Source organism: Pseudomonas sp. MWU12-2345 (assembly GCF_023242385.1).
Taxonomy (GTDB): Bacteria; Pseudomonadota; Gammaproteobacteria; order Pseudomonadales; family Pseudomonadaceae; genus Aquipseudomonas; species Aquipseudomonas gingeri_D.
In genome coordinates, this window is the sequence record NZ_JALLJA010000023.1 from 17,882 (window position 1) to 37,379 (window position 19,498).

At 62.2% G+C, this 19,498-nt stretch carries 18 protein-coding genes; 7 read left to right on the forward strand and 11 right to left on the reverse strand.

Annotation, left to right across the window (positions count from 1 at the left end; translation table 11 throughout):
* Positions 1–23: 23 nt before the first annotated feature.
* The gene (locus M5C71_RS29980; RefSeq protein WP_248769426.1) at positions 24–929 is read right to left on the reverse strand and encodes a TauD/TfdA family dioxygenase; all 906 of its coding nucleotides are present in this window, start codon (positions 927–929) and stop codon (positions 24–26) included.
* Between the two features lie 183 nt (positions 930–1,112).
* Between M5C71_RS29980 and M5C71_RS29985 the strand changes: the two genes are divergently transcribed.
* Positions 1,113–2,033, forward strand: a complete 921-nt coding sequence (locus tag M5C71_RS29985) for a LysR family transcriptional regulator (RefSeq protein ID WP_152741789.1) — start codon at positions 1,113–1,115, stop codon at positions 2,031–2,033.
* Here M5C71_RS29985 and M5C71_RS29990 read toward each other — a convergent pair.
* The gene (locus M5C71_RS29990; RefSeq protein WP_177104299.1) at positions 2,030–3,055 is read right to left on the reverse strand and encodes an ABC transporter substrate-binding protein; all 1,026 of its coding nucleotides are present in this window, start codon (positions 3,053–3,055) and stop codon (positions 2,030–2,032) included. The genes M5C71_RS29985 and M5C71_RS29990 overlap by 4 nt on opposite strands.
* A 306-nt stretch (positions 3,056–3,361) precedes the next feature.
* Here M5C71_RS29990 and M5C71_RS29995 point away from each other — a divergent pair, with 306 nt between their 5' ends.
* The gene (locus M5C71_RS29995; RefSeq protein WP_248769427.1) at positions 3,362–4,960 is read left to right on the forward strand and encodes an ABC transporter permease; all 1,599 of its coding nucleotides are present in this window, start codon (positions 3,362–3,364) and stop codon (positions 4,958–4,960) included.
* Complete coding sequence (locus tag M5C71_RS30000) at positions 4,957–5,772, forward strand: ABC transporter ATP-binding protein (protein ID WP_152741792.1); 816 nt, start codon at positions 4,957–4,959, stop codon at positions 5,770–5,772. The genes M5C71_RS29995 and M5C71_RS30000 overlap by 4 nt, the downstream gene beginning before the upstream one ends.
* Positions 5,773–5,782: 10 nt before the next feature.
* Here the strand turns inward: M5C71_RS30000 and M5C71_RS30005 are convergent, their stop codons facing one another.
* The gene (locus M5C71_RS30005) at positions 5,783–6,856 is read right to left on the reverse strand and encodes a fatty acid desaturase (protein WP_248769428.1); all 1,074 of its coding nucleotides are present in this window, start codon (positions 6,854–6,856) and stop codon (positions 5,783–5,785) included.
* A gap of 96 nt (positions 6,857–6,952) precedes the next feature.
* Here M5C71_RS30005 and M5C71_RS30010 point away from each other — a divergent pair, with 96 nt between their 5' ends.
* Entirely contained in the window at positions 6,953–7,957 is a 1,005-nt protein-coding gene (locus M5C71_RS30010) for an AraC family transcriptional regulator (protein WP_248769429.1), read from the forward strand.
* Positions 7,958–7,964: 7 nt separating this feature from the next.
* On the opposite strand, the gene M5C71_RS30015 is transcribed toward M5C71_RS30010, so the two are convergent.
* Positions 7,965–8,651, reverse strand: a complete 687-nt coding sequence (locus M5C71_RS30015; RefSeq protein WP_103499032.1) for a Crp/Fnr family transcriptional regulator — start codon at positions 8,649–8,651, stop codon at positions 7,965–7,967.
* Positions 8,652–8,737: 86 nt separating this feature from the next.
* Here M5C71_RS30015 and M5C71_RS30020 point away from each other — a divergent pair, with 86 nt between their 5' ends.
* Positions 8,738–9,262, forward strand: coding sequence for an Mpo1-like protein (locus M5C71_RS30020; RefSeq protein ID WP_248769430.1), 525 nt, complete (start codon positions 8,738–8,740; stop codon positions 9,260–9,262).
* 178 nt (positions 9,263–9,440) lie between these two features.
* Here M5C71_RS30020 and M5C71_RS30025 read toward each other — a convergent pair whose 3' ends face one another.
* From M5C71_RS30025 to dibA, 6 genes are all read right to left on the reverse strand, one after another.
* Positions 9,441–10,430 (reverse strand): sulfate ABC transporter ATP-binding protein, encoded by a 990-nt coding sequence (locus M5C71_RS30025; RefSeq protein ID WP_152741796.1) that lies wholly within the window; start codon positions 10,428–10,430, stop codon positions 9,441–9,443.
* A gap of 3 nt (positions 10,431–10,433) precedes the next feature.
* On the reverse strand, positions 10,434–11,306 hold the full coding sequence (cysW, locus tag M5C71_RS30030) for a sulfate ABC transporter permease subunit CysW (RefSeq protein WP_248769431.1): 873 nt from the start codon (positions 11,304–11,306) through the stop codon (positions 10,434–10,436).
* A 13-nt stretch (positions 11,307–11,319) separates the two neighbouring features.
* Positions 11,320–12,138 carry a sulfate ABC transporter permease subunit CysT gene (gene cysT / locus M5C71_RS30035; RefSeq protein ID WP_152741797.1) on the reverse strand — a complete coding sequence of 273 codons (819 nt, stop codon included), beginning with the start codon at positions 12,136–12,138 and terminating at the stop codon, positions 11,320–11,322.
* A 79-nt stretch (positions 12,139–12,217) separates the two neighbouring features.
* Positions 12,218–13,228, reverse strand: coding sequence for a sulfate ABC transporter substrate-binding protein (locus M5C71_RS30040; protein ID WP_177104289.1), 1,011 nt, complete (start codon positions 13,226–13,228; stop codon positions 12,218–12,220).
* A 154-nt stretch (positions 13,229–13,382) separates the two neighbouring features.
* The gene (oscA, locus tag M5C71_RS30045) at positions 13,383–13,565 is read right to left on the reverse strand and encodes a sulfur starvation response protein OscA (RefSeq protein WP_094469701.1); all 183 of its coding nucleotides are present in this window, start codon (positions 13,563–13,565) and stop codon (positions 13,383–13,385) included.
* Between the two features lie 246 nt (positions 13,566–13,811).
* Positions 13,812–15,731, reverse strand: coding sequence for a phosphodiesterase DibA (gene dibA / locus M5C71_RS30050; RefSeq protein ID WP_248769432.1), 1,920 nt, complete (start codon positions 15,729–15,731; stop codon positions 13,812–13,814).
* Positions 15,732–15,898: 167 nt separating this feature from the next.
* Between dibA and desA the strand changes: the two genes are divergently transcribed.
* Together desA and M5C71_RS30060 are read left to right on the forward strand one after the other, a co-directional pair.
* Positions 15,899–17,083, forward strand: a complete 1,185-nt coding sequence (gene desA / locus M5C71_RS30055) for a delta-9 fatty acid desaturase DesA (protein ID WP_103496016.1) — start codon at positions 15,899–15,901, stop codon at positions 17,081–17,083.
* A gap of 147 nt (positions 17,084–17,230) precedes the next feature.
* On the forward strand, positions 17,231–18,220 hold the full coding sequence (locus M5C71_RS30060) for a sensor domain-containing diguanylate cyclase (protein WP_103496017.1): 990 nt from the start codon (positions 17,231–17,233) through the stop codon (positions 18,218–18,220).
* Between the two features lie 6 nt (positions 18,221–18,226).
* On the opposite strand, the gene M5C71_RS30065 is transcribed toward M5C71_RS30060, so the two are convergent.
* Positions 18,227–19,438, reverse strand: a complete 1,212-nt coding sequence (locus tag M5C71_RS30065) for an HDOD domain-containing protein (RefSeq protein ID WP_103496018.1) — start codon at positions 19,436–19,438, stop codon at positions 18,227–18,229.
* Positions 19,439–19,498 lie beyond the last annotated feature (60 nt).

A 19,498-nucleotide genomic window follows, 5' to 3' on the forward strand; every position in this document is an offset into this window, starting at 1 on the left:
TGACCTCACCTGTCACCGCAAACTCAAGCCCCCTTGATCGTCTGGCTCCGCTGCCCATGCACGCCCACCGGCACTTCGCCCTTGAGCGTCACCCGCCGCACGATGCGCTCCTGGGTGCCGTAATCGTCCACTGCGTAATGCTGGGTCGAACGGTTATCCCAGATCGCCACATCGCCGCTCTGCCAGCGCCAGCGCACGGTGTTTTCCAAACGCGTCACATGGCTCTGCAACAGGTTGAACAAATGCGCCGAGTCCGCCAGCGAATAGTCCTTGATACGTTTGACGAAGTGCCCCAGCAACAGACTCTTCTCACCGCTGATGGGATGCACCCGCACCACCGGATGCTCAGTCTCGTATACCGTCGAAGTGAAGATCTGGCGGTAACGCTCCAGCTTCTCCGCCGAGACATTCGGCCGCGAACCGGCGTAGTCGTATTCGTTGCTGTGCACCGCCCAGAGCTTGTCCGCCAGCTCGCGCAACTCCGGCGCCAGCTCCTCGTATGCCGCTGCCGTATTCGCCCACACCGTGTCGCCGCCGGAGGCCGGCGCCAGCACCGAACGCAGGATCGAGGCTTTCGGATAGGCGTCGACGAAGGTCACGTCGGTGTGCCAGGAATTGGCCCGCTGGCCCTGTGCACCGTCCAGCTCCAACAGATAACGCGTACCGTCACGCACCGGCACCGTCGGGTGCGCCACCGGCTCGCCGAGCAGATGAGAAAAAGCCTCCTGGCTCTGGTCATCGAGATGGGTCTGGCCCCGGAAGAAAACCACCTTGTACTGCACCAGCGCCTGCTGGATCGCCTCGATCACGCCGGCCTCCAGCTCGCCGGAAAGCTCGATGCCACGGATCTCGGCGCCAATACGACCGGCCACCGGATGAATATCCAGCGTGTGCACAACGGGTTTTACAGCAAGTGCGGCATTGCTCATGGGTGAACCCTCGTCGGACTGCTTACGGTTTGAGCCGTCGCGAAACAACGCTCTATCTATATTCAATTTAGATCTAATAGATATACGTATGCTTCGTTGACGGAATAAGAGCTTGCATTTAAAACCTCAAGCCTCGCTCGTCGCAAATGCCTTCGAGCTATTTTTCGGATGCCAGGAAAGCATATGGATCTTCGCCAACTGCGCTACTTCATCGCCCTCAATGAACACCGCAGTTTTGTCCGCGCGGCGGACGCCATGGGTATCACCCAACCGGCCTTCAGCCGCAGTATCCAGGGGCTGGAACAGGAGTTCGGCTGCGTGCTGGTGGACCGTGGCAACAAGGATTTGCGCCCGACGCCAGAAGGCCAGGTGGTGCTGCAACATGCCTTGACCCTGGTCCAGGGCGCGGCGCTGCTGAGTGCCGAAGTGACCCAGATGACCAAGCTCGATGCCGGTGAGCTGCGCTTCGGCTGCGGCCCGGCGCCGGCGGTGAAACTGGTACCGGAGGCGGTGGCGCGGTTTATCAATGCCCACCCGAAAGTAAGGACCAAATTCCATGTGGATAACTGGGAAAAGCTCAGCCGCAGCCTGAGTCGCGAGGAAATCGAATTCTTTATCGCCGACATCCGCCATTTCGAGGCCGATCCGAACTTCCAGACCCAGGCGCTGACGCCCAAGCGCGGGGTGTTTTTCTGCCGGCCGGGGCATCCGTTGCTGGCCAAGGAAAGCCTGTCGACCAACGATATGTTCGACTATCCGCTGGCGACCACGCTGATTCCGCCGGGCATCCGCAAGCTGCTGGCGAACCTCAGCGGGCGCACGGATTTTTCGCCGAATATCGAGACCGAGCATTTTCCGGCGCTGGTGAAGATCGTCCGGCAGTCCAATGCGATTGGCGTCGGCACCCAGGAGGCGTTTATCGAGGACGTGGAACAGGGCTCGCTGGTGCTGCTGCACTGGCGCAACCTGCCGCAGAACATCGAGAGCATGAACGCCCGCTGCGGGATCGTCAGCCGCACCGGGTTCCGGCTGTCACCGGCGGCGCGGGCGATGATCGAGACGTTGGTGGCAGTGGATACCCAGGAGGACAGGGTTGCGGTCTAGATCCCCGCCGCCGCCAGATTCGGCGCCACCCAATCCGTCACCTTGAACGGCTTGCGAATCAGCTTCTGCTGGGACGCCAGGTCCACCGAACCCTGCAATTTACCAAGGAACACCGGGTCCAGTTGCGAAGGGAAAATCTCGCTGAGTTTCTCGTCCTTCAGGTCCTGCTGCAAAATCACCTGTGGATAACTTGCCAGCCCCGACACCAACTGCACATAGGCGTCCTTGTTGCCATCCTGGGTCAGCCACTCCACCGCTTGCTGCTGGGCCTTGAGCAGCTTGTCGACCACGTCCGGATGCGCATCGACAAAGGCGCCGGAACCCACCAGCACGCTCTGGATACTCCCGGCACCGCCCAGATCCCTGGTGCTCACCGGCAACTCAGCCAGCCCCTTGGCCTGCAACGCCGTCAGGTTCGAGCTGCCCCAGGAGGCGTCGATCTGCTTGGCCGCCAACGCCGCTACCGCCGCGCTGAAATCCAGGTTGATCACCTTGAAGTCCTTCTCGCTCAAGCCCTGGCTGGCCAGTGCGGCATCGAAGGACAGCTGGCTGGCGGTGCCACGGAACACCGCCACCCGTTTGCCCTTGAGGTCCTGCAGGGTCTTGATCCCCGAGCCGGGCACCACGCCGAGGTATTGCTTGACCCCGCGTGCCGTCGCGCTCAACAGCCGGGTATCCAGCCCGTTCGATTTGCCGATGATCGCCGCCAGGTCCCCCAGGTAGGCGAAATCCACCTGGCCGTTGGCGAAGGCTTCATTGATCACTGGCCCTGCGCCCTTGAAGAAACTCCACTGCACCTTGATGCCTTGGTCGGCAAAGGCCTTTTCGAAGATCTGCCGGCTGCGCAGCACATCCACCACACCGCCGCCGCTGTGCTCGGTGCCGGCGCTCAGGTCGGGCACGGCGATGCGGATTTCCTTGACCTCGGCCGCCGTGGCCAACAGCGACAGGGCGCCCAGGACGCCCGCTAGAGCGGTGGTGGCGAACAGGCGGGCAAGGCTGCCTTTGAACAGGGTTTTCATGGGTGGTGCTCCTTGGCAACGGGCTTCGAGTCGCTGAAGGTAGGCATAGCCATGCATAACAATAAAATACTGATAATTCACATTTTAGTAACTTTAAGGAATATAAGCGCTGAAACAAGGGTCCTGGAGCGGCATGCATAAAACGCATCGAAAATATTCTTCAAATGCATTGGATGCGTGCCCTGCACAAGCCTTAAATGGCTTCTCTTATCTCCCAATAGAATCGATAAGATTTTTTATAGACCGAACAAGCATATTCAATTCAGTGCCGTGCATTGCCCGGAAAACCGACAACGGAGGTCTGCCATGGCCCGTGTTTCGCTCCTCAGCCTGCCGCTGGCGCTGCCGCCGTCCGGGCAGCGCCGTGGCTGGCCCAGCCTGAGTCCGCGTCTGCTGCCCTGGCTGTTGCCACTGGCGCTGGCCGCCCTGTGGTGGGTTGCCAGCCGGCAACACTGGATGAGCGAGCAGATCCTGCCGCCGCCTTCGCTGGTCGGGCAAAGCACCGTGGAACTGGCCGGCGGCGAACTGTGGGGGCATCTGTGGATAAGTCTGCAACGGCTGTTCCGGGGTTTGCTGGCGGGCGTCGGCATCGGCGCCCTGCTCGGTGCCACGCTGGGTTTCAGTCGACGTGCAGAACGCTGGGTATTTCCCACCTTCAGTGCCCTCGCACAAATCCCGACCCTGGCCTGGATTCCGCTGTTCATGGTGTTTTTCGGCATCGGCGAAGTGCTCAAGCTGGTGGTGCTGATCAAGGCCATCGTGGTGCCGGTGACCCTGCACACCCTGGTCGGCGTGCGTGATGCGCAACCCAGGCTGCGCGAAGCCGCGGCGGTCTTGCGGCTGCCACCGTATCTGTTGATCCGACGGCTGATCCTGCCCGCTGCCCTGCCGGCGTTCATGGCTGGCCTGCGCCTGGCGCTGGCCGCTGGCTGGACCTCGCTGCTGGCCGTGGAACTGTTGGCCTCCAGCGAAGGCATCGGCTACCTGATGGTCTATGCCCGGCAACTGTTCATGCTCGATATCGTCTTCGTCTGCATCCTGGTCATCGGTGTGCTCGGCGTGCTGATGGACCGTGGCATCGGCCTGCTCGACCGACGCCTGGTGCACTGGCCGCACCCGGCCACGGCGCAGATCCCCCGCGGCCCGCGCTATCACGGCTGGCAACGCCTGCAACCCTGGCTGCTGCTGCTGATCCTGCTGGTGCTCTGGCAAGTGGCGAGCGACCAGCAGTGGGTCGACGGGAATATCCTGGCCAGCCCACTGGCGGTGCTGCACAGCACCTGGCGCGGGACACTCGACGGCAGCCTGCCCACCAGCCTGGGCCTGAGCTTGCAACGGACCCTCGCCGGGCTGCTCCTCGGCGGCTCGCTGGGCTTTGGCCTCGGGCTGTTGCTGGGGCTGTCGAAAACCGGCGAACGGCTGCTCGGCCCGAGCCTGTCGGCCCTGCGCCAGATCGCGATTTTCGCCTGGGTACCGCTGATCACTGCCTGGTTCGGCCTGGGCGAGCTGGCCAAGTCCGTGTTCGTCGCCCTCGCCGCCTTCTTCCCACTGTTTATCGCCACCCAACGCAGTGTCGCCAACCTCTCGCCGCAGTTGACCGAGGCCGCGCAAGTGCTGCGCCTGAGTCTCTGGCAGCGGCTGCGCAAGCTGGTGCTACCCGGTGCCGCGCCGGGGATTTTTGCCGGGCTGCGCCTGAGCCTGATCTATGCCTGGCTCGGCACCCTCGGCGCCGAATATTTCATGCCGTCCAACGGCGGCATCGGCGCGCTGATGATCGGCGCCCAGCAGTTGCTGCGCATGGACGTGATCATGAGCGGCATGCTTGTGGTGGGCCTTACCGGCGCGCTGATCAACCTGCTCGGCCAACACCTCGAAACCCGCGCCACCCGCTGGAGACACGCATGAACGCTCCGATTGTCAGCTTCAACCAGGTCGGCAAATCCTTCGATGTCGACGGCATCGAGCTGGAAGCCATTCATGAGTTCAGCCTGGATATCGCCGAGGGTGAGTTCGTCGCCATTGTCGGTTCCAGCGGTTGTGGCAAATCCACCTTGCTGCGCCTGCTGGTCGGCCTGGACACAGCCTTTCGTGGTGAGATCCGGGTCGATGGCAAGGCGGTCGACGGCATCGGCAGCGAGCGCGGCATCGTGTTCCAGGAACACCGGCTATTTCCCTGGCTGACGGTCGAGGAAAATATCGGCCTGGGCCTGGTCAACGAACCGCTGAGCAAGGCTGAGCGTCAGCAGCGCATCAATGACTTCATCCAGTTGGTGGGCCTGGGAGATTTCACTCGCGCCTACCCGCACCAGCTGTCCGGTGGCATGGCCCAGCGCGTGGCGATTGCCCGTGGGCTGGTGGCGAGTCCACGCATCCTGTTGCTGGACGAGCCCTTCGGCGCCCTCGACGCATTGACCCGGCAACAGATGCAGGACGAACTCCTGGCCATTCGCGCCCGGGCCAGGATCACCACACTGCTGGTCACCCATGATGTCGAAGAAGCGATTTTCCTCGCCGACCGGGTGGTGGTGATGGAGCCGCGTCCCGGGCGGATCAAGCAGGTGGTCGAGATCGCACTGCCCCATCCGCGCCAACGCAGCAGCTTCGACTTTCACCAGTTGCGCGAGGAACTGCTCCACGAGCTGACCAGCGACGGCCATTACCAGACGCCGGTTCCCGAGCAGATTCGCGACCTGCCCCTGACGTTTATTGCCTGCTGAGAGGAGCCCCTCAGCCTTGCGCCGAGCTCACTTCCTGCGGGCTTTGGCGCTCTGGCCGGACAAACCGGTTGGCCCGTCCGAAGGTCCCGAAATCATTGAAACGCACACCCATCTCGGCCATCACCCTATGTGCCACCGGCGCGGTCATCTGGCGGATATAGAACGGTTCCTTGACCACGAAATGATGAATCCCGTGGGTGCTGCCGAAGTTGAAGCAGAACGCCTGCAACGGCCACAACCACCAGGGATTGAGCACCTGGGTCTGCTGGATCACGTTGCCCGCCTCGAGATCCCCGTAGTAGTGCATGTTCGAACTGACGAAATGCAGGCAGAAGGTCCGCAGCACATTCGGCCCGATGATCACCACCACCGCGATATCGATCACCTGCATCACCGCCAGGGTATGGGCCGACCAGTCGATGGAGCTGCCCAGCAGACCGGCGATCCCGTTGGCCGCGTGGAACCCGAGAAACACGTACCACGCGCCCCAGTGCAGCAACGCCAGTGGCGCATAGACCCTCAGTGTGCGCTTGAGGATGCTGAACTTGTGGGTCCAGGTCTTGGCCCGCAGCATGCGGATCAGCGAAGACATGACGTTGTCGCCGACCATCAGCAGGCGGGCAATCCCCCACGGCTCGCCATTGGTGATGGCGCGCTCTTCCATGTCCGCCTCGGTGCCGGAAACCTTGTGATGATTGAGGTGCAGATGGCGCCGAATCCAGGGGTTGATGGTGCTCGGCCGCGCCAGCCAGACCAGCGCCAGCATCAGGTTGTGCGGCACCCGCTGCTTGCGGAAATACATGCTGTGGATCAGGTCGTGTTCCAGCTCGTGGGTCAGCGAGGCAAAAAAAGCATTCAGTAACAAACACGCCCATCCGGCCAGATAACCGTCCACATAAAGCACCGCCGAACCAATCATGCCGGCCAGGGCAAACGCCAGAATGCCCGTGCCCAGGGCGTCCTGATGGTCCAACAGCGGGTAACGCCGGCGCAACTCGACGCCGCGGGCCATGACCTTTTCACGAATATAGCCGGATCGTTGTTGTGCATTCATGCGTTCGGGACTTGCGCAAACACCATCCATGATTCCATCCTCTGGTTATTGATGTTCGTATCCTGCGCCGTTGCAGCATCAGAGGTCGTAGCCGCGAACGCCAACCCGTTGACCGGATACGCCAACATGCCTGAACCGACCTCGCTCTCCAGCTGGACCCGCGCCCTGCGCAAGCAGCTCGACGCCCTGGGCCTCGACAGCGCCGCCCTGTGCCACCAAGCCGGGCTCGACCCGCAATTGATGGACGACCCCAACGCCCGCTACCCGCTGTCGGCCACCACCCGCCTGTGGGAGTTGGCCGTGGCCAGCAGCGGCGACCCGGCCATCGGCTTGCGGGTTTCGCGTTTTGTCAGTCCGACCACCTTCCACGCCCTCGGCTACGCACTGGTGGCCAGCGGCAGCCTGCGCGAGGTGTTCGAACGGATCGTGCGGTATCACCAAGTGGTCAGCGATGCCCTGGGATTGGAGCTCAGCCGCGAGGGCGAACGTTATCGTTTTCGCCTGCAAGTGCCGAAGGACAGCCCGGCACCGGCACCCGAAGCCATTGATGCCTTTGTTTCGATCTATGTGCGCACCTGCCGCAACCGCCTGGGCCGCGACTACGCACCGTTGGCGGTGTATCTGCGACGCCCGGAACCGGCCGATCCGACACCCTGGCACACGGTATTCCGCGCGCCAGTGTTCTTCGCCGCCGAGGAGGACCGGCTGGAGTTCGCCTGCAGCGATTTCGACAGCCACCTGGACGACGCCAACCCGGAACTGGCCGAGCACAACGAGACGGTGCTCAACCGGACCCTGGCGCAATTGAAGCCCTTGACCTGGGAGCGCCGCGTGCGTGAAGCCATCGAGGCCCAGTTGCCGGAAGGCGAACCGTCGGCGGAACGCATCGCCCAGACGCTGCACCAGAGCCTGCGCAGCCTGCAACGGCACCTGGCCGATGAAGGCGCGCGCTACGACACCTTGCTCAACGAGTGTCGGGAGAACCTGGCGCTGCTGCACCTGCGTGACCCGCAGTGTTCGCTAAGCGAAGTCAGCTACCTGCTCGGCTTTGCCGACACCAGCAGCTTCAGCCGGGCGTTCAAGCGCTGGACCGGGATCACCCCGGGGCAGTTTCGCGACGGGCTGCGCTAAGAGCGACTCAGGCGCTGGCCGTAGCCCGCAGCCCTTCCAGATCGAGGATCTCGATCCCGCCATAGCTGGTGCGCAGAATCCCCTGCTGCTGGAAATCCTGGAGGATCTGGTTGGTGGTCTGGCGCGACAGCGACAACATCGCCGCCAACTGCTCCTGGGACACCTCGAGCAATTGCCGTGAACGGTTCAATTCCCCATAGCCTTCGGCAATCAATAACAGCCGATGCGCCAGGCGCGCCGGTGCCGGCATCAGGCTCAACTGTTCCAGGCCGATAAAGGTCAGGCGCAGTTTCTGACTCATCAGCAGGGCGAACTGCCGCCAGTATTCCGGGTGTTCGTCGAGCAACTTGAGCAACACGTCCTGGGGCACCTGCAACAGGATGGTATGTCCAACGGCATAAGCGTCGTGGGTCCGCGGCAGGCCATCGAACAGGGAAATCTCGCCGAACCAGTAAGGCAGTTCCATCACCCCGAGCAAGGCTTCCTTGCCCTTCTCGCTGACGGCACCGACCCTGACCGAACCCTCCAGCACCGCGTACAGCCCGCACGGCGGATCGCCGCGCTGGAACAGGCGCTGGCCAGGCGTCAGGCGTCGGCCCTTGGCGGCGGCGAGCAGGCTATCCTGCAAGTGAGCGGGCAGATGGTTGAACCAGTGTCCGGTCAGCAGGCGCGAGCGCCAGGCAGATACATCCATGAGAACTCCGAGACAATTGTCGTGTAGCTGACAGAGTAAAAATTTCACGCAGGGCATGATCCCATAACCCTACAGGAGGAATAACAATGAAAAACCTCGTCGAGCATCTCAGTCAATACGCGGACTATCACCGTGACCCGCGCAATATCGCCAGCCACTTCATCGGCATTCCCCTGATCGTGGTCGCCGTGGCGGTGTTGCTGTCACGGCCGCAATGGCCGGTGGCCGGGCTCGGGATCAGTCCCGCGGTACTTTTGGCGGTGGTCTCGGCGGTGTTTTATCTGCGCCTGGAACTGGCCCTCGGACTGCTGATGACGGTGCTGCTCGGCCTATCCGTTTGGGTGGGCCAAATCCTTGCGGCGCAGGCCACGCTGGCGTGGTTGGCGAGCGGAATCGGCCTGTTCGTGATCGGCTGGGCGATCCAGTTCGTCGGGCATTACTACGAAGGGCGCAAGCCGGCGTTTGTCGACGATCTCAGCGGGCTGATCGTCGGGCCGTTGTTCGTGGTGGCGGAGCTGTTGTTTTTGCTCGGGCTGCGGCAAGGCCTCAAGCATGAGATCGAGGCGCGGGTGGGGGCGGTGCGGTTGCGGGAGAAGCGGACGGCCGTTTGAAATAGCCGGCGCCTGTAAAGGCCTCTTCGCGGGCAAGCCCTGCTCCTACAGTGTCGTGTCGTACACACAATGAGCGAACGACAGAAGACTGTAGGAGCAGGGCTTGCCCGCGAAAGGGCCCTCAAGACCGCCAAAAGCTTCGCTGGCAAGCCAGGCTCCTACAGGTTCCGTCGTGCCCTTAGAGACTCGCCTGCTTCTGCCAGACCTTGGGCTTGAAGAACAAGGTCTCCCCCCTCGTCAGGCCGATCAGGCTGTCGTGGTCCTTCACCACTTCGGCTTCGATCAGTTCGCTCTGGCCTTCAACCTTCAAGGTCACCCGGGTCGTCGCGCCCAGCGGACGGATATCACGTACCTCGGCCGCATGGTGGTCTTCCAGTTCATGGCGCGACAGCGACACTTCATGGGGCCGGAACAGCACATGCTGGTCGTCCCCCAGGTGCAGGCGGTTGGAATCACCGAGGAAGTGATAAACGAAATCGCTGGTCGGATTCTCATACACCTCGCCCGGAGAGCCGATCTGCTCGATCACACCCTTGTTCATCACCACGATACGGTCGGCGACTTCCATCGCTTCTTCCTGGTCGTGGGTCACGAACACCGAGGTCAGGTTGATGTCTTCGTGCAGCCGCGCCAACCAGCGCCGCAGCTCCTTGCGGACCTTGGCATCCAGCGCGCCGAAAGGCTCATCCAGCAGCAGCACCTTGGGCTCCACCGCCAAGGCTCGAGCCAGGGCGATCCGCTGGCGCTGGCCACCGGACAACTGCTCCGGGTAACGGTCGGATAGCCAGTCCAGTTGCACCATGTTCAGCAGTTCATGGACCTTGGTCGCGATCTGGCTTTCATTCGGACGCTGGTTCTTCGGCTTCATACGCAGGCCGAAGGCGACGTTGTCGAACACCGTCATATGACGGAACAGCGCGTAGTGCTGGAACACGAAACCGACGTTGCGATCCCGCACATCATGGCCGGAGACGTCTTCGCCGTGGAACACGATGCTGCCTTCGTCCGGGGTTTCCAGCCCGGCGATGATCCGCAACAGGGTGGTCTTGCCGCAACCGGACGGGCCGAGCAGCGCCACCAGCTCACCGCTGTGGATATCCAGGTTGATGCGGTCCAGGGCCTTGAAGGCGTTGAAGTTCTTGCTGACATTACGGACTTCGATCGACATGACTTATTCCTCCGCCGCAGCGGCGCGCAGGCGGTTGATTCGGTTTTCGCTCCACTGCTTGAGCAGCAGGATGAAGAGCGCCAGGATCAGCAACAGGCTCGCCACGGCGAACGCGGCCACGTGGTTGTATTCGTTGTAGAGGATCTCGACGTGCAGCGGCAGGGTATTGGTCACCCCGCGAATGTGCCCGGAGACCACCGACACCGCACCGAACTCGCCCATCGCCCGGGCGGTACAGAGCACCACGCCGTAGATCAGGCCCCACTTGATGTTCGGCACGGTGACATGCCAGAACATCTGCCAGCCGTTGGCGCCCAGCAGGCGCGCGGCCTCTTCTTCCTGGGTGCCCTGCTCCTGCATCAGCGGGATCAGCTCACGGGCGACGAACGGCACGGTGACGAAGATGGTCGCCAGGACGATGCCCGGAAGAGCAAAGACAATCTGGATATCGTGATCCGCCAGCCATGGGCCAAAGAAGCCCTGGGCGCCGAACATCAATACATAGACCAGACCGGCGATCACCGGCGAGACCGAGAACGGCAGGTCGATCAGCGTCACCAGGATGCTTTTGCCACGAAACGAGTACTTGCTCACGCACCAGGCGGCGCTGACCCCGAACACCACGTTGAGCGGCACCGAAATCACCACGGCGATCACCGTGAGCTTCAACGCCGACAACGCATCGGGCTCAAGGATCGCGCTGAAGAACACGCCGAGGCCATTCTTCAAGCCCTGGGACACCACGATAAACAGCGGCAGCAGCAGAAACAGGAAGAACACCAGCCAGCCAAGGCTGATCAGGATACGTCGCGACACGGCGCTGCCACGACGGGCGGCGTTGGCCGAGGACGCGGCGGAAATAGACGATTGGGACATGTTCCGCGCCTCCTTATGGGTGTTCGATGCGCCGCTGCAGCAAGTTGATCAGCAGCAGCAGGACAAAGGAAACCACCAGCATCATCACGCCGATGGCGGTGGCGCCGGTGTAGTCGTACTGGTCGAGCTTGACCATGATCAGCAGCGGCAGGATCTCGGTTTTCATCGGCATGTTGCCGGCGATGAAAATCACCGAGCCGTACTCACCGACACCCCGGGCAAAGGCCAGGGCAAAACCGGTCAGCCAGGCGGGCAGCAACGCCGGCACCAGGATGTAGCGGAACACTTGCAAGGGCTTGGCCCCCAGGCAGGCGGCGGCTTCTTCGATCTCCCGGGGGATATCGGCCAGCACCGGCTGCACGGTACGCACCACGAACGGCAGCGTGACGAAGGTCAGCGCCAGGGTGATGCCCAAGGGGGTGTAGGCGATCTTGAAACCGAGGTCGGCGGCGAACTGCCCCACCAGGCCTGCCGGCGTGTATAGCGCGGTCAGCGCGATACCGGCCACGGCGGTGGGCAAGGCAAACGGCAGGTCGATCATCGCATCGATGATCTTGCGGCCGGGGAAGGTATAACGCACCAGCACCCAGGCCAGCAGCGTGCCGATGATGCCATTGATGATCGCGGCGTACAGCGCGGTACCGAAACTCAGCTTCAGCGCTGCAACAACCCGCGGTGCCGAGATGATCGCCCAGAACTGATCCCAGGTGAGTTGGGCGGCATGCACGAACATCGCCGCCAGGGGGATGAGCACAATCAGGCTGAGGTACACCAAGGTGTAGCCCAGCGTCAGCCCGAAGCCGGGTATGACGGGGGAGATACGACGTGACATAAAAGTCCTTGGTTAACGGAACTGACACGCAAAGCCCGCAGGTGAATGCGGGCTCTGTGCTGGCTGCTTAATTCACGGTTTATTGCGCCGTGTAGATCTGGTCGAACACGCCACCGTCATTGAAGAACTTCGGTTGGGCAGTTTTCCAGCCGCCGAAGTCTTTGTCGATAGTCACCAGGTCCAGTTTCGGGAACTGCTGTGCGTATTTGGCGGCGATCTTCTCGTCACGTGGACGATAGAAGTTCTTCGCCGCGATCTCCTGGCCGGCCGGGCTGTACAGGTGCTTGAGGTAGGCGGTGGCGATCTCGGTGTTGCCCTTTTTCTCGGCGTTCTTGTCGACCACGGCCACGGGTGGCTCGGCGAGGATCGACAGGGACGGCACGACGATATCGAACTTGTCGGCGCCGCCGTCTTCCTTCAGGGCCAGGAAGGCTTCGTTTTCCCAGGCCAGCAGCACGTCGCCCTGACCGTTGTTGACGAAGGTGATGGTCGAGCCGCGAGCGCCGGTGTCGAGGACCGGCACGTGCTTGAACAGCTCTTTCACGTATTCCTGGGCCTTGGCTTCGCTGCCGCCGGCTTTCAGGCCGTAGGCCCAGGCGGCGAGGAAGTTCCAGCGCGCACCGCCGCTGGTTTTCGGGTTCGGGGTAATCACCGAGACGTCTTTCTTGACCAGGTCGCCCCAGTCCTTGATGCCTTTGGGATTGCCCTTGCGCACCAGGAAAACGATGGTCGAGGTGTAGGGGGTGCTGGCGTCCGGCAGGCGTTTTTGCCAGTCCTCGGGCAGGGTTTTGCCCAGCTTGGCGATTTCGTCGATGTCGCCGGCCAGGGCCAGGGTCACCACGTCGGCGCGCAGGCCGTCGATCACGGCACGGCCTTGCTTGCCCGAACCGCCATGGGATTGCTGGATCTTCACGTTGTCGCCGGGGTGGGCCTGCTTCCAGAAGCTGGTGAACTCGGCGTTGTAGTCCTGGTACAGCTCACGGGTCGGGTCGTAGGACACGTTGAGCAGCTCGTAATCCTTGGCAACGGCGGAACCGGCAAACACGGCACTGGCGAGCGCAGCCAGGGCGTAACGGCGAATCGACGACATGGTGAAGCTCCCGAAAATTTTGGTGTATTGGCTTTTTCTTATGGCGCTTGCGGCCCGCATTCGGGCTCGAACGCTCTGGTTTTGACTGGGGGGGGAGATGACGCCCTCCGGTTATCCAGTCGGGCCTCTGCTTGAACAGAGGAAGACGCGGGGTTCAGCTGGGTTTGGTGCCCGGGTTTTGCAGACGGAATTTTTCCTTGCGCTCGATCTGGACCACTTGTGCGTTGTGGACCGTGATCTCGACGGCACCGAAACGCAGATCGCGCAAGGCGCTCTGGATCTCACGCAGAATGGTTGCTTCGTCCTGGCCGTCAACGCTACGCAGAGATGCGCTCATGGTCGTGCTCCTGAAATGAGAGTTGCCCCGGCAGTGGGGCACTGCTTGTGGCGTGAGGGCAATCTTAGACAGGGGAAGTTATTCTTAAAAATACTATTTAAGAATTTTAATATAACCAAATGCCATTATCAGAAGTGGCGCGGGTTGTAGCGGTGGCTGAAGCATTCCAAGGGGTGAGCGAGCCACTGTGGCGAGGGGGCAAGCCCGCTCGCCACAGGGCCGCGTTCAACCTGAAACTCGAAATAATCAGGCAATCACCGGCGCACGCTGCCAGTCGAGCTGATCCGCCGGCATCGGCCGTCCGAACCAGTAGCCCTGCCCCAGGTCGCAGGACTGATCGAGCAGGAAACGCGCCTGATCGGCCTGCTCGATGCCCTCGGCCTGGACCTGCATGCCCATGCTCTGCGCCAGGGCGATGACCACCCGGACAATCGCCGCATCGTCTTCGTCCCAAGGCAAACCGGCGACAAAACCCTGGTCGATCTTGAGTTTCTGCACCGGCAGCCGCTTGAGCCGCAGCAGCGAGGAATACCCGGTGCCGAAATCATCGATCGCCAGGCTCACGCCCAACTCGCGCAAGCGATGCAGTTGTTCCAACGCCACCTCGGGGTCGTCCATCACCGCGCTTTCGGTCACTTCCAGCTCCAGCAGCGCCGGGTCCAGCCCGGTGTCATCCAGCACCTTCGCCACCTGCTGGTACAACTCGCGACGGGCAAACAGACGACTGGAGACGTTCACCGCGATAAACGACAGCTCCACACCCTCCTGCAACCACTGGCACATCTGCCGACAGGACTGCTCCATGACCCAGGCATCGATCTCGGCGATCAGCCCGGTGCGCTCGGCAATCGGAATGAATTCGCCAGGCGACACCAGCCCACGCTGCGGATGCTCCCAGCGCACCAGGGCCTCGACCCCGATCAGCCGGCTGTTGCTCAGGTCATGCACCGGCTGGTAATAGACCCGCAACTCGTCCTGCTCCAGCGCCCGGCGCAACTCACCGGCCATTTCCACCCGATGCTGGGCGTGGGCGGTCAGTTCTTCGGTATACAACGCATAACCTTCGCGCCCCGCGCTCTTGGCCTTGAACAAGGCCGAGTCGGCATTGCGCAGCAATTGCTCGGCATTCAGCGAATCACTGGGGAACAGGCTGATACCGATGCTGGCGCTGATGAACAATTGATGCCCGTCGAGCTGGAACGGCTCCTTCAAACCCTCGATCACCCGCTGCGCCAGGGCCGCCGCCTGCACCACCTGCGGGCAGTTCTCCGCCAGCACGGCGAACTCGTCACCGCCCAGGCGGGCCAGGCTGATCCCGCTGCCAAAGAGGTGCTGCAGGCGCTCGCCGACCGCCTTGAGCAACTGGTCGCCAACATTGTGGCCGAGGCTGTCGTTGATGATCTTGAAGTGATCCAGGTCGATCAGCAGCAAGGCACAACCGCGCTTGTGCACCTGCGCCGAGGCCAGTGCCTGGGAGGCGCGGTCGGTGAACAGCAGGCGATTGGGCAGGCCGGTCAGGGGATCGTAGTTGGCCAGTTGCGCCAACTCGTGCTGCGAGTCCTTGATCGCACTGATATCGGAAAACACCGCGACATACTGGCTGAGCTGGCCAAAATCGTCGCGAATCGCGCGGATCGTCTGCCATTGCGGGTAGATTTCGCCGCTCTTGCGCCGGTTCCAGATCTCGCCGCTCCACTCGCCGGTGGCGTCCAGCGTCTGATAGACCTTCTGGTAAAACTCCGCCGAATGCCGACCGGACTTGAACAGGTTCGGCCGCTCTCCCAGCACCTCGGCTTCCTGATAACCGGTAATGGCGACAAAGGCGCGGTTGACGTGGACGATCAAGCCGTCCTTGTCGGTGACCAGCACGCCCTCGCGAGTGCAATCGAATACCGCGGCCGCCTGTCGCAAGCGCTCGCGATCCTCGGACCTGGGCTTCAAGTCCGGGACGGCCTGGCCGAAACGCTGGTAACGGGTGTGGATCAGGAAAATCAGCACGGCGCTGACACTCACCCACAGGTAACCGCGAACGATCTGCCACTGCACCAACTGTTCGGGGTCATCGAAAAAGCTGCTCAACAGGCGTTGGCTGAGCTGGATCCAGAGGACCGACAGCAGCAGGTACAACAGGCCTGACTTCAGAGCATTACGGGTTGAAATCGACATAAACAGTGCTAAATCCCTCTAGAAACGCCAAATTGCCCTACAAACTGGCCGGAATTATAGAGTAAGAAACATCCCGCCACTCTTATCTGAAACAGCGACTGGTTTTCTCTGTGGGCTCGGTGATAATGCACGGGCTGTTCTTTACTTTTTCGAGGGCCATACAGCCTATGTGGTACAACGGTTTTCTTGACCTGTCAGCCTGGCAAACAGTGGCGGTCACCCTGTTGATGACCCACGTGACCATTGTCGGCGTCACGGTCTATCTGCACCGCTATTCGGCCCACCGCTCCCTGGAGCTCAATGCTGGCCTGAAACACTTCTTCCGTTTCTGGCTGTGGCTGACCACGGCACAGAATACTCGCGAGTGGACGGCTATCCACCGTAAACATCACGCAAAATGTGAAACCGTCGACGATCCCCACAGTCCGGTGATCCTCGGCCTGTCCACGGTCCTGCGTACCGGTGCCGAACTGTACCGGGCCGAGGCCAGCAATCCCGAGACTTTGCGCATCTACGGCAAGAACTGCCCGGACGACTGGCTCGAGAACAACCTCTACTCGCGCTACAAGCTGCTCGGCATCGCCATCATGGCGGTGATCGACCTGCTGCTGTTCGGCGCCATCGGCATCACCGTCTGGGCCATCCAGATGATGTGGATTCCCTTCTGGGCCGCCGGCGTGATCAATGGCCTGGGCCATGCGATCGGCTACCGCAACTTCGAATGCCGTGATGCCGCCACCAACCTGGTGCCCTGGGGCATCCTGATCGGCGGCGAAGAGCTTCACAACAACCACCATACCTATCCCAACTCGGCCAAGCTGTCGGTCAAGAAGTGGGAATTCGACCTGGGCTGGGCCTGGATCAAGGTCTTCAGCTTCCTGGGCCTGGCCAAGGTACAGCGTGTCGCGCCCATCGCCCACCGGGTCGAAGGCAAGGGTCACCTGGACATGGACACCGCCATGGCGATCCTCAACAACCGCTTCCAGATCATGGCCCAGTACCGCAAGCTGGTGATCGCACCGCTGGTGCAACAGGAGCTGGCCAAGGTCGATCATTCGGTCCGCCATCAGTTCCACCGCGCCAAGCGCCTGCTGTCGCGGGAAACCAGCCTGCTCAGCGAAAATCACCAGGTGCGCATCGAAACCATGCTCGCCCACAGCCAGGCACTCAAGGTAATTTACGAGAAACGCCTGGCCCTGCAACAGATCTGGGTCAAGACCAGCTCAAATGGCCATGACATGCTCGCCGCGATCAAGGATTGGGTCCACGAAGCCGAAGCCAGCGGCATCCAGTCGTTGCGCGACTTTGCCGACCAACTGAAAACCTACTCGCTACGTCCCTCGGTCGCCTGACACCGTTGATCGGCGCGCTCTCCCCCAGGGCGCGCCGAACGGAACTTAGCGGCCCTGGCCCTATCTCAAAAGCACGTCGCCATCCCGGCGGGCCGTAGCGTGGCCGTGCCGCCATAACGGTCGGCACGCCCTGTGAGATGAGTGCCGATGGTCAACAAGAACTCAAAACCGCCTTCCCTCCCACAGTGGCCAAAAGCCGCTGAAACCCTGTTGGCCCTGATGCACGCCCAGGCCGAAGTCGCACGCCTGGGCGAACGCGAACAACTCTTCAGCTCGCTACTGGTCAGCGTCAATGCAGTGCTCTGGGCCCTGGACTGGAACAGCCAGCAGATGCTCTACGTCAGTCCCGCCTACGAGCGGATCTTTGGCCGCTCGGCCGGCCTGCTGCTGGCCGACTACAGCGAATGGCGCAACAGCATCTACCCCGACGATCTCGACTACGCCGAACGCAGCCTGGCCCAAGTGCTGGAAAAGGGTTCGGTGGAAGACCGCGAGTACCGCATCATCAGCGCTGACGGACAGATCCGCTGGCTCAGCGACAAATGCTTTATCAGTCGCCACGCCGAGCCGGGCCAGCGGGTGATCGTGGTCGGTATCGCCGAGGACATCACCGAGAAGAAAGCCCTGGAAGACGAGTTGCAGCGCCTGGCCACCACCGATGTGCTGACCGGCAGCAGCAACCGCCGGCACTTCTTCGACAGTGCCCATCGCGCCTTCGAAGAAGCCCGCTTGCAGGACTCGCCCCTGGCGTTCCTGCTGCTGGACATCGATGACTTCAAGCAGATCAACGACACCTACGGTCATCCCGAAGGCGACGTGGTGTTGCAACGGATCGCCGAGACCGGGCGCGGGGCCTTGCGGATGGGCGATCTGTTCGGACGCATTGGCGGTGAGGAGTTCGCCGCACTGCTGCCCGGTTGCGCACCGGAGATGGCCCTGCAGATCGCCGAGCGCTTGCAACGGGAGATCCAGCGCCTGAGCTTCAACCACGACGGCAAGGGCTTCGGCGTCACCGTCAGCCAGGGCCTGACCAACCTGACGCCGCAGGACGAAACCCTCGACCCGCTGTTCGCCCGGGCGGACAGCGCCATGTACCAGGCCAAGCGCCAGGGCAAGAACCAGATCGTACTGGCGTAGAGACGATCAGTTCTTGCGCAAACGCATCAGCTCCGGCAAGCCGACCTTGAGCAAACGCGCCGTGCGGCTCTTGGCGATTTCTTCGACGCCCTCATGGGGCGTCAGCCGTGCCATCTGCGCCGCCAGGCTCATCACCAGGGCCTCGCGCGAGTAAACCCCGCCACCGAGCTGGTAGACCGCCGCAATCAGCTCCCGCAGCTCCAGCGGCAGGCGCCAGCGCGTGCGCAGCGCCGAACCGAAGGCAGCCCCAAAGGCATAGAGCGATTCACCGATCAGTTCATCATCCAGCTCACCACCGGCGCTCAACCATTCCTGCAGACAACGCAGCAAAGCCAGGTCACCCAGGCGATGCAACAAGCCCGCGCAGTAACAACGCTCGTGATCCAGATCGAGCAAGCGCGCCAGGGAGTGGCCGTATTCGGCCGTGTGCAGCGACAGATTCCAGTAGCGTTCGGCGTAGTCGCCCAGGGCCGCATCACTGAGCCGGGCGCTGCGCTTGAGGGTCAGGCCGAGGATCAGGTTCATGCTCTGCGCCGCGCCAAGCCGCTGCAATGCCTGGGCCAGGGTCTGCACCCCGCTGCCGTGATGCTGGGCCGCACTGTTGGCGGCGGCGATCAGCACAGCCGTGATTTGTGGGTCGGTGCGAATTTCCTGCTCCAACACCTTCAAGTCGAGGCCACCGGGATTGAGGCTGCGATTGACCGCCACCTGCACGTCGGCCATCAACGGCGCGCCGTCCGACTCCTCGCGGCGTCGTTCGAGAAACTTCGCCACGGTCATGCCCGGCGCCAGGGCCGGAATTTCGCACGAGACCGCCTGCCCGGCGTCCAGCAGCAGATCCTGCAGGCGCTGGGTCAGGCTTTCCATATTCAGGGGTTTGGTCAGGTAGGCCGTCGGTTGCAGCGGCAGGATTTCCCGCACGCTGGCCACGTCATTGCGCGAGCCCACCAGAATGAACGGCAGTAGTGGCGTGCGCTTTTTCTGGCGCAGACCGCGCAGCAGGCTCAGGCCATCGACACCCGGCAACTCCCAGTCGGCGATCACCAGGTCGAACGCCCGTTCGCTGAGCAACTCGAGCGCGTGGTGACCGTCGGCACAGATTTCCAGTCGAGCATCACAACGCACGTTCAACAGCACCTGCTTGAGCAGGTCCCGTGACCAAGGCTCCGCCTCGGCAATCAACACACGGGGTACAGCGGGTAGATCCACAGCGGTCATCAAGCACTCTCCGAGAGCAATCCTGACACATTAGTCAATACGCACAGGCAGATACAGCCA

Coding starts and splice junctions, on each gene's coding strand:
- M5C71_RS30020 (WP_248769430.1), top strand. CDS start 8,738: ATGAAAAACCTCGTCGAGCATCTCAGTCAATACGCGGACTATCACCGT.
- M5C71_RS30005 (WP_248769428.1), bottom strand. CDS start 6,856: ATGGATGGTGTTTGCGCAAGTCCCGAACGCATGAATGCACAACAACGA.
- cysT (WP_152741797.1), bottom strand. CDS start 12,138: ATGTCACGTCGTATCTCCCCCGTCATACCCGGCTTCGGGCTGACGCTG.
- M5C71_RS29990 (WP_177104299.1), bottom strand. CDS start 3,055: ATGAAAACCCTGTTCAAAGGCAGCCTTGCCCGCCTGTTCGCCACCACC.
- M5C71_RS29995 (WP_248769427.1), top strand. CDS start 3,362: ATGGCCCGTGTTTCGCTCCTCAGCCTGCCGCTGGCGCTGCCGCCGTCC.
- M5C71_RS29980 (WP_248769426.1), bottom strand. CDS start 929: ATGAGCAATGCCGCACTTGCTGTAAAACCCGTTGTGCACACGCTGGAT.
- M5C71_RS29985 (WP_152741789.1), top strand. CDS start 1,113: ATGGATCTTCGCCAACTGCGCTACTTCATCGCCCTCAATGAACACCGC.
- desA (WP_103496016.1), top strand. CDS start 15,899: ATGTGGTACAACGGTTTTCTTGACCTGTCAGCCTGGCAAACAGTGGCG.
- M5C71_RS30025 (WP_152741796.1), bottom strand. CDS start 10,430: ATGTCGATCGAAGTCCGTAATGTCAGCAAGAACTTCAACGCCTTCAAG.
- M5C71_RS30065 (WP_103496018.1), bottom strand. CDS start 19,438: ATGACCGCTGTGGATCTACCCGCTGTACCCCGTGTGTTGATTGCCGAG.
- M5C71_RS30010 (WP_248769429.1), top strand. CDS start 6,953: ATGCCTGAACCGACCTCGCTCTCCAGCTGGACCCGCGCCCTGCGCAAG.
- oscA (WP_094469701.1), bottom strand. CDS start 13,565: ATGAGCGCATCTCTGCGTAGCGTTGACGGCCAGGACGAAGCAACCATT.
- M5C71_RS30060 (WP_103496017.1), top strand. CDS start 17,231: ATGGTCAACAAGAACTCAAAACCGCCTTCCCTCCCACAGTGGCCAAAA.
- dibA (WP_248769432.1), bottom strand. CDS start 15,731: ATGTCGATTTCAACCCGTAATGCTCTGAAGTCAGGCCTGTTGTACCTG.
- M5C71_RS30040 (WP_177104289.1), bottom strand. CDS start 13,228: ATGTCGTCGATTCGCCGTTACGCCCTGGCTGCGCTCGCCAGTGCCGTG.
- cysW (WP_248769431.1), bottom strand. CDS start 11,306: ATGTCCCAATCGTCTATTTCCGCCGCGTCCTCGGCCAACGCCGCCCGT.
- M5C71_RS30015 (WP_103499032.1), bottom strand. CDS start 8,651: ATGGATGTATCTGCCTGGCGCTCGCGCCTGCTGACCGGACACTGGTTC.
- M5C71_RS30000 (WP_152741792.1), top strand. CDS start 4,957: ATGAACGCTCCGATTGTCAGCTTCAACCAGGTCGGCAAATCCTTCGAT.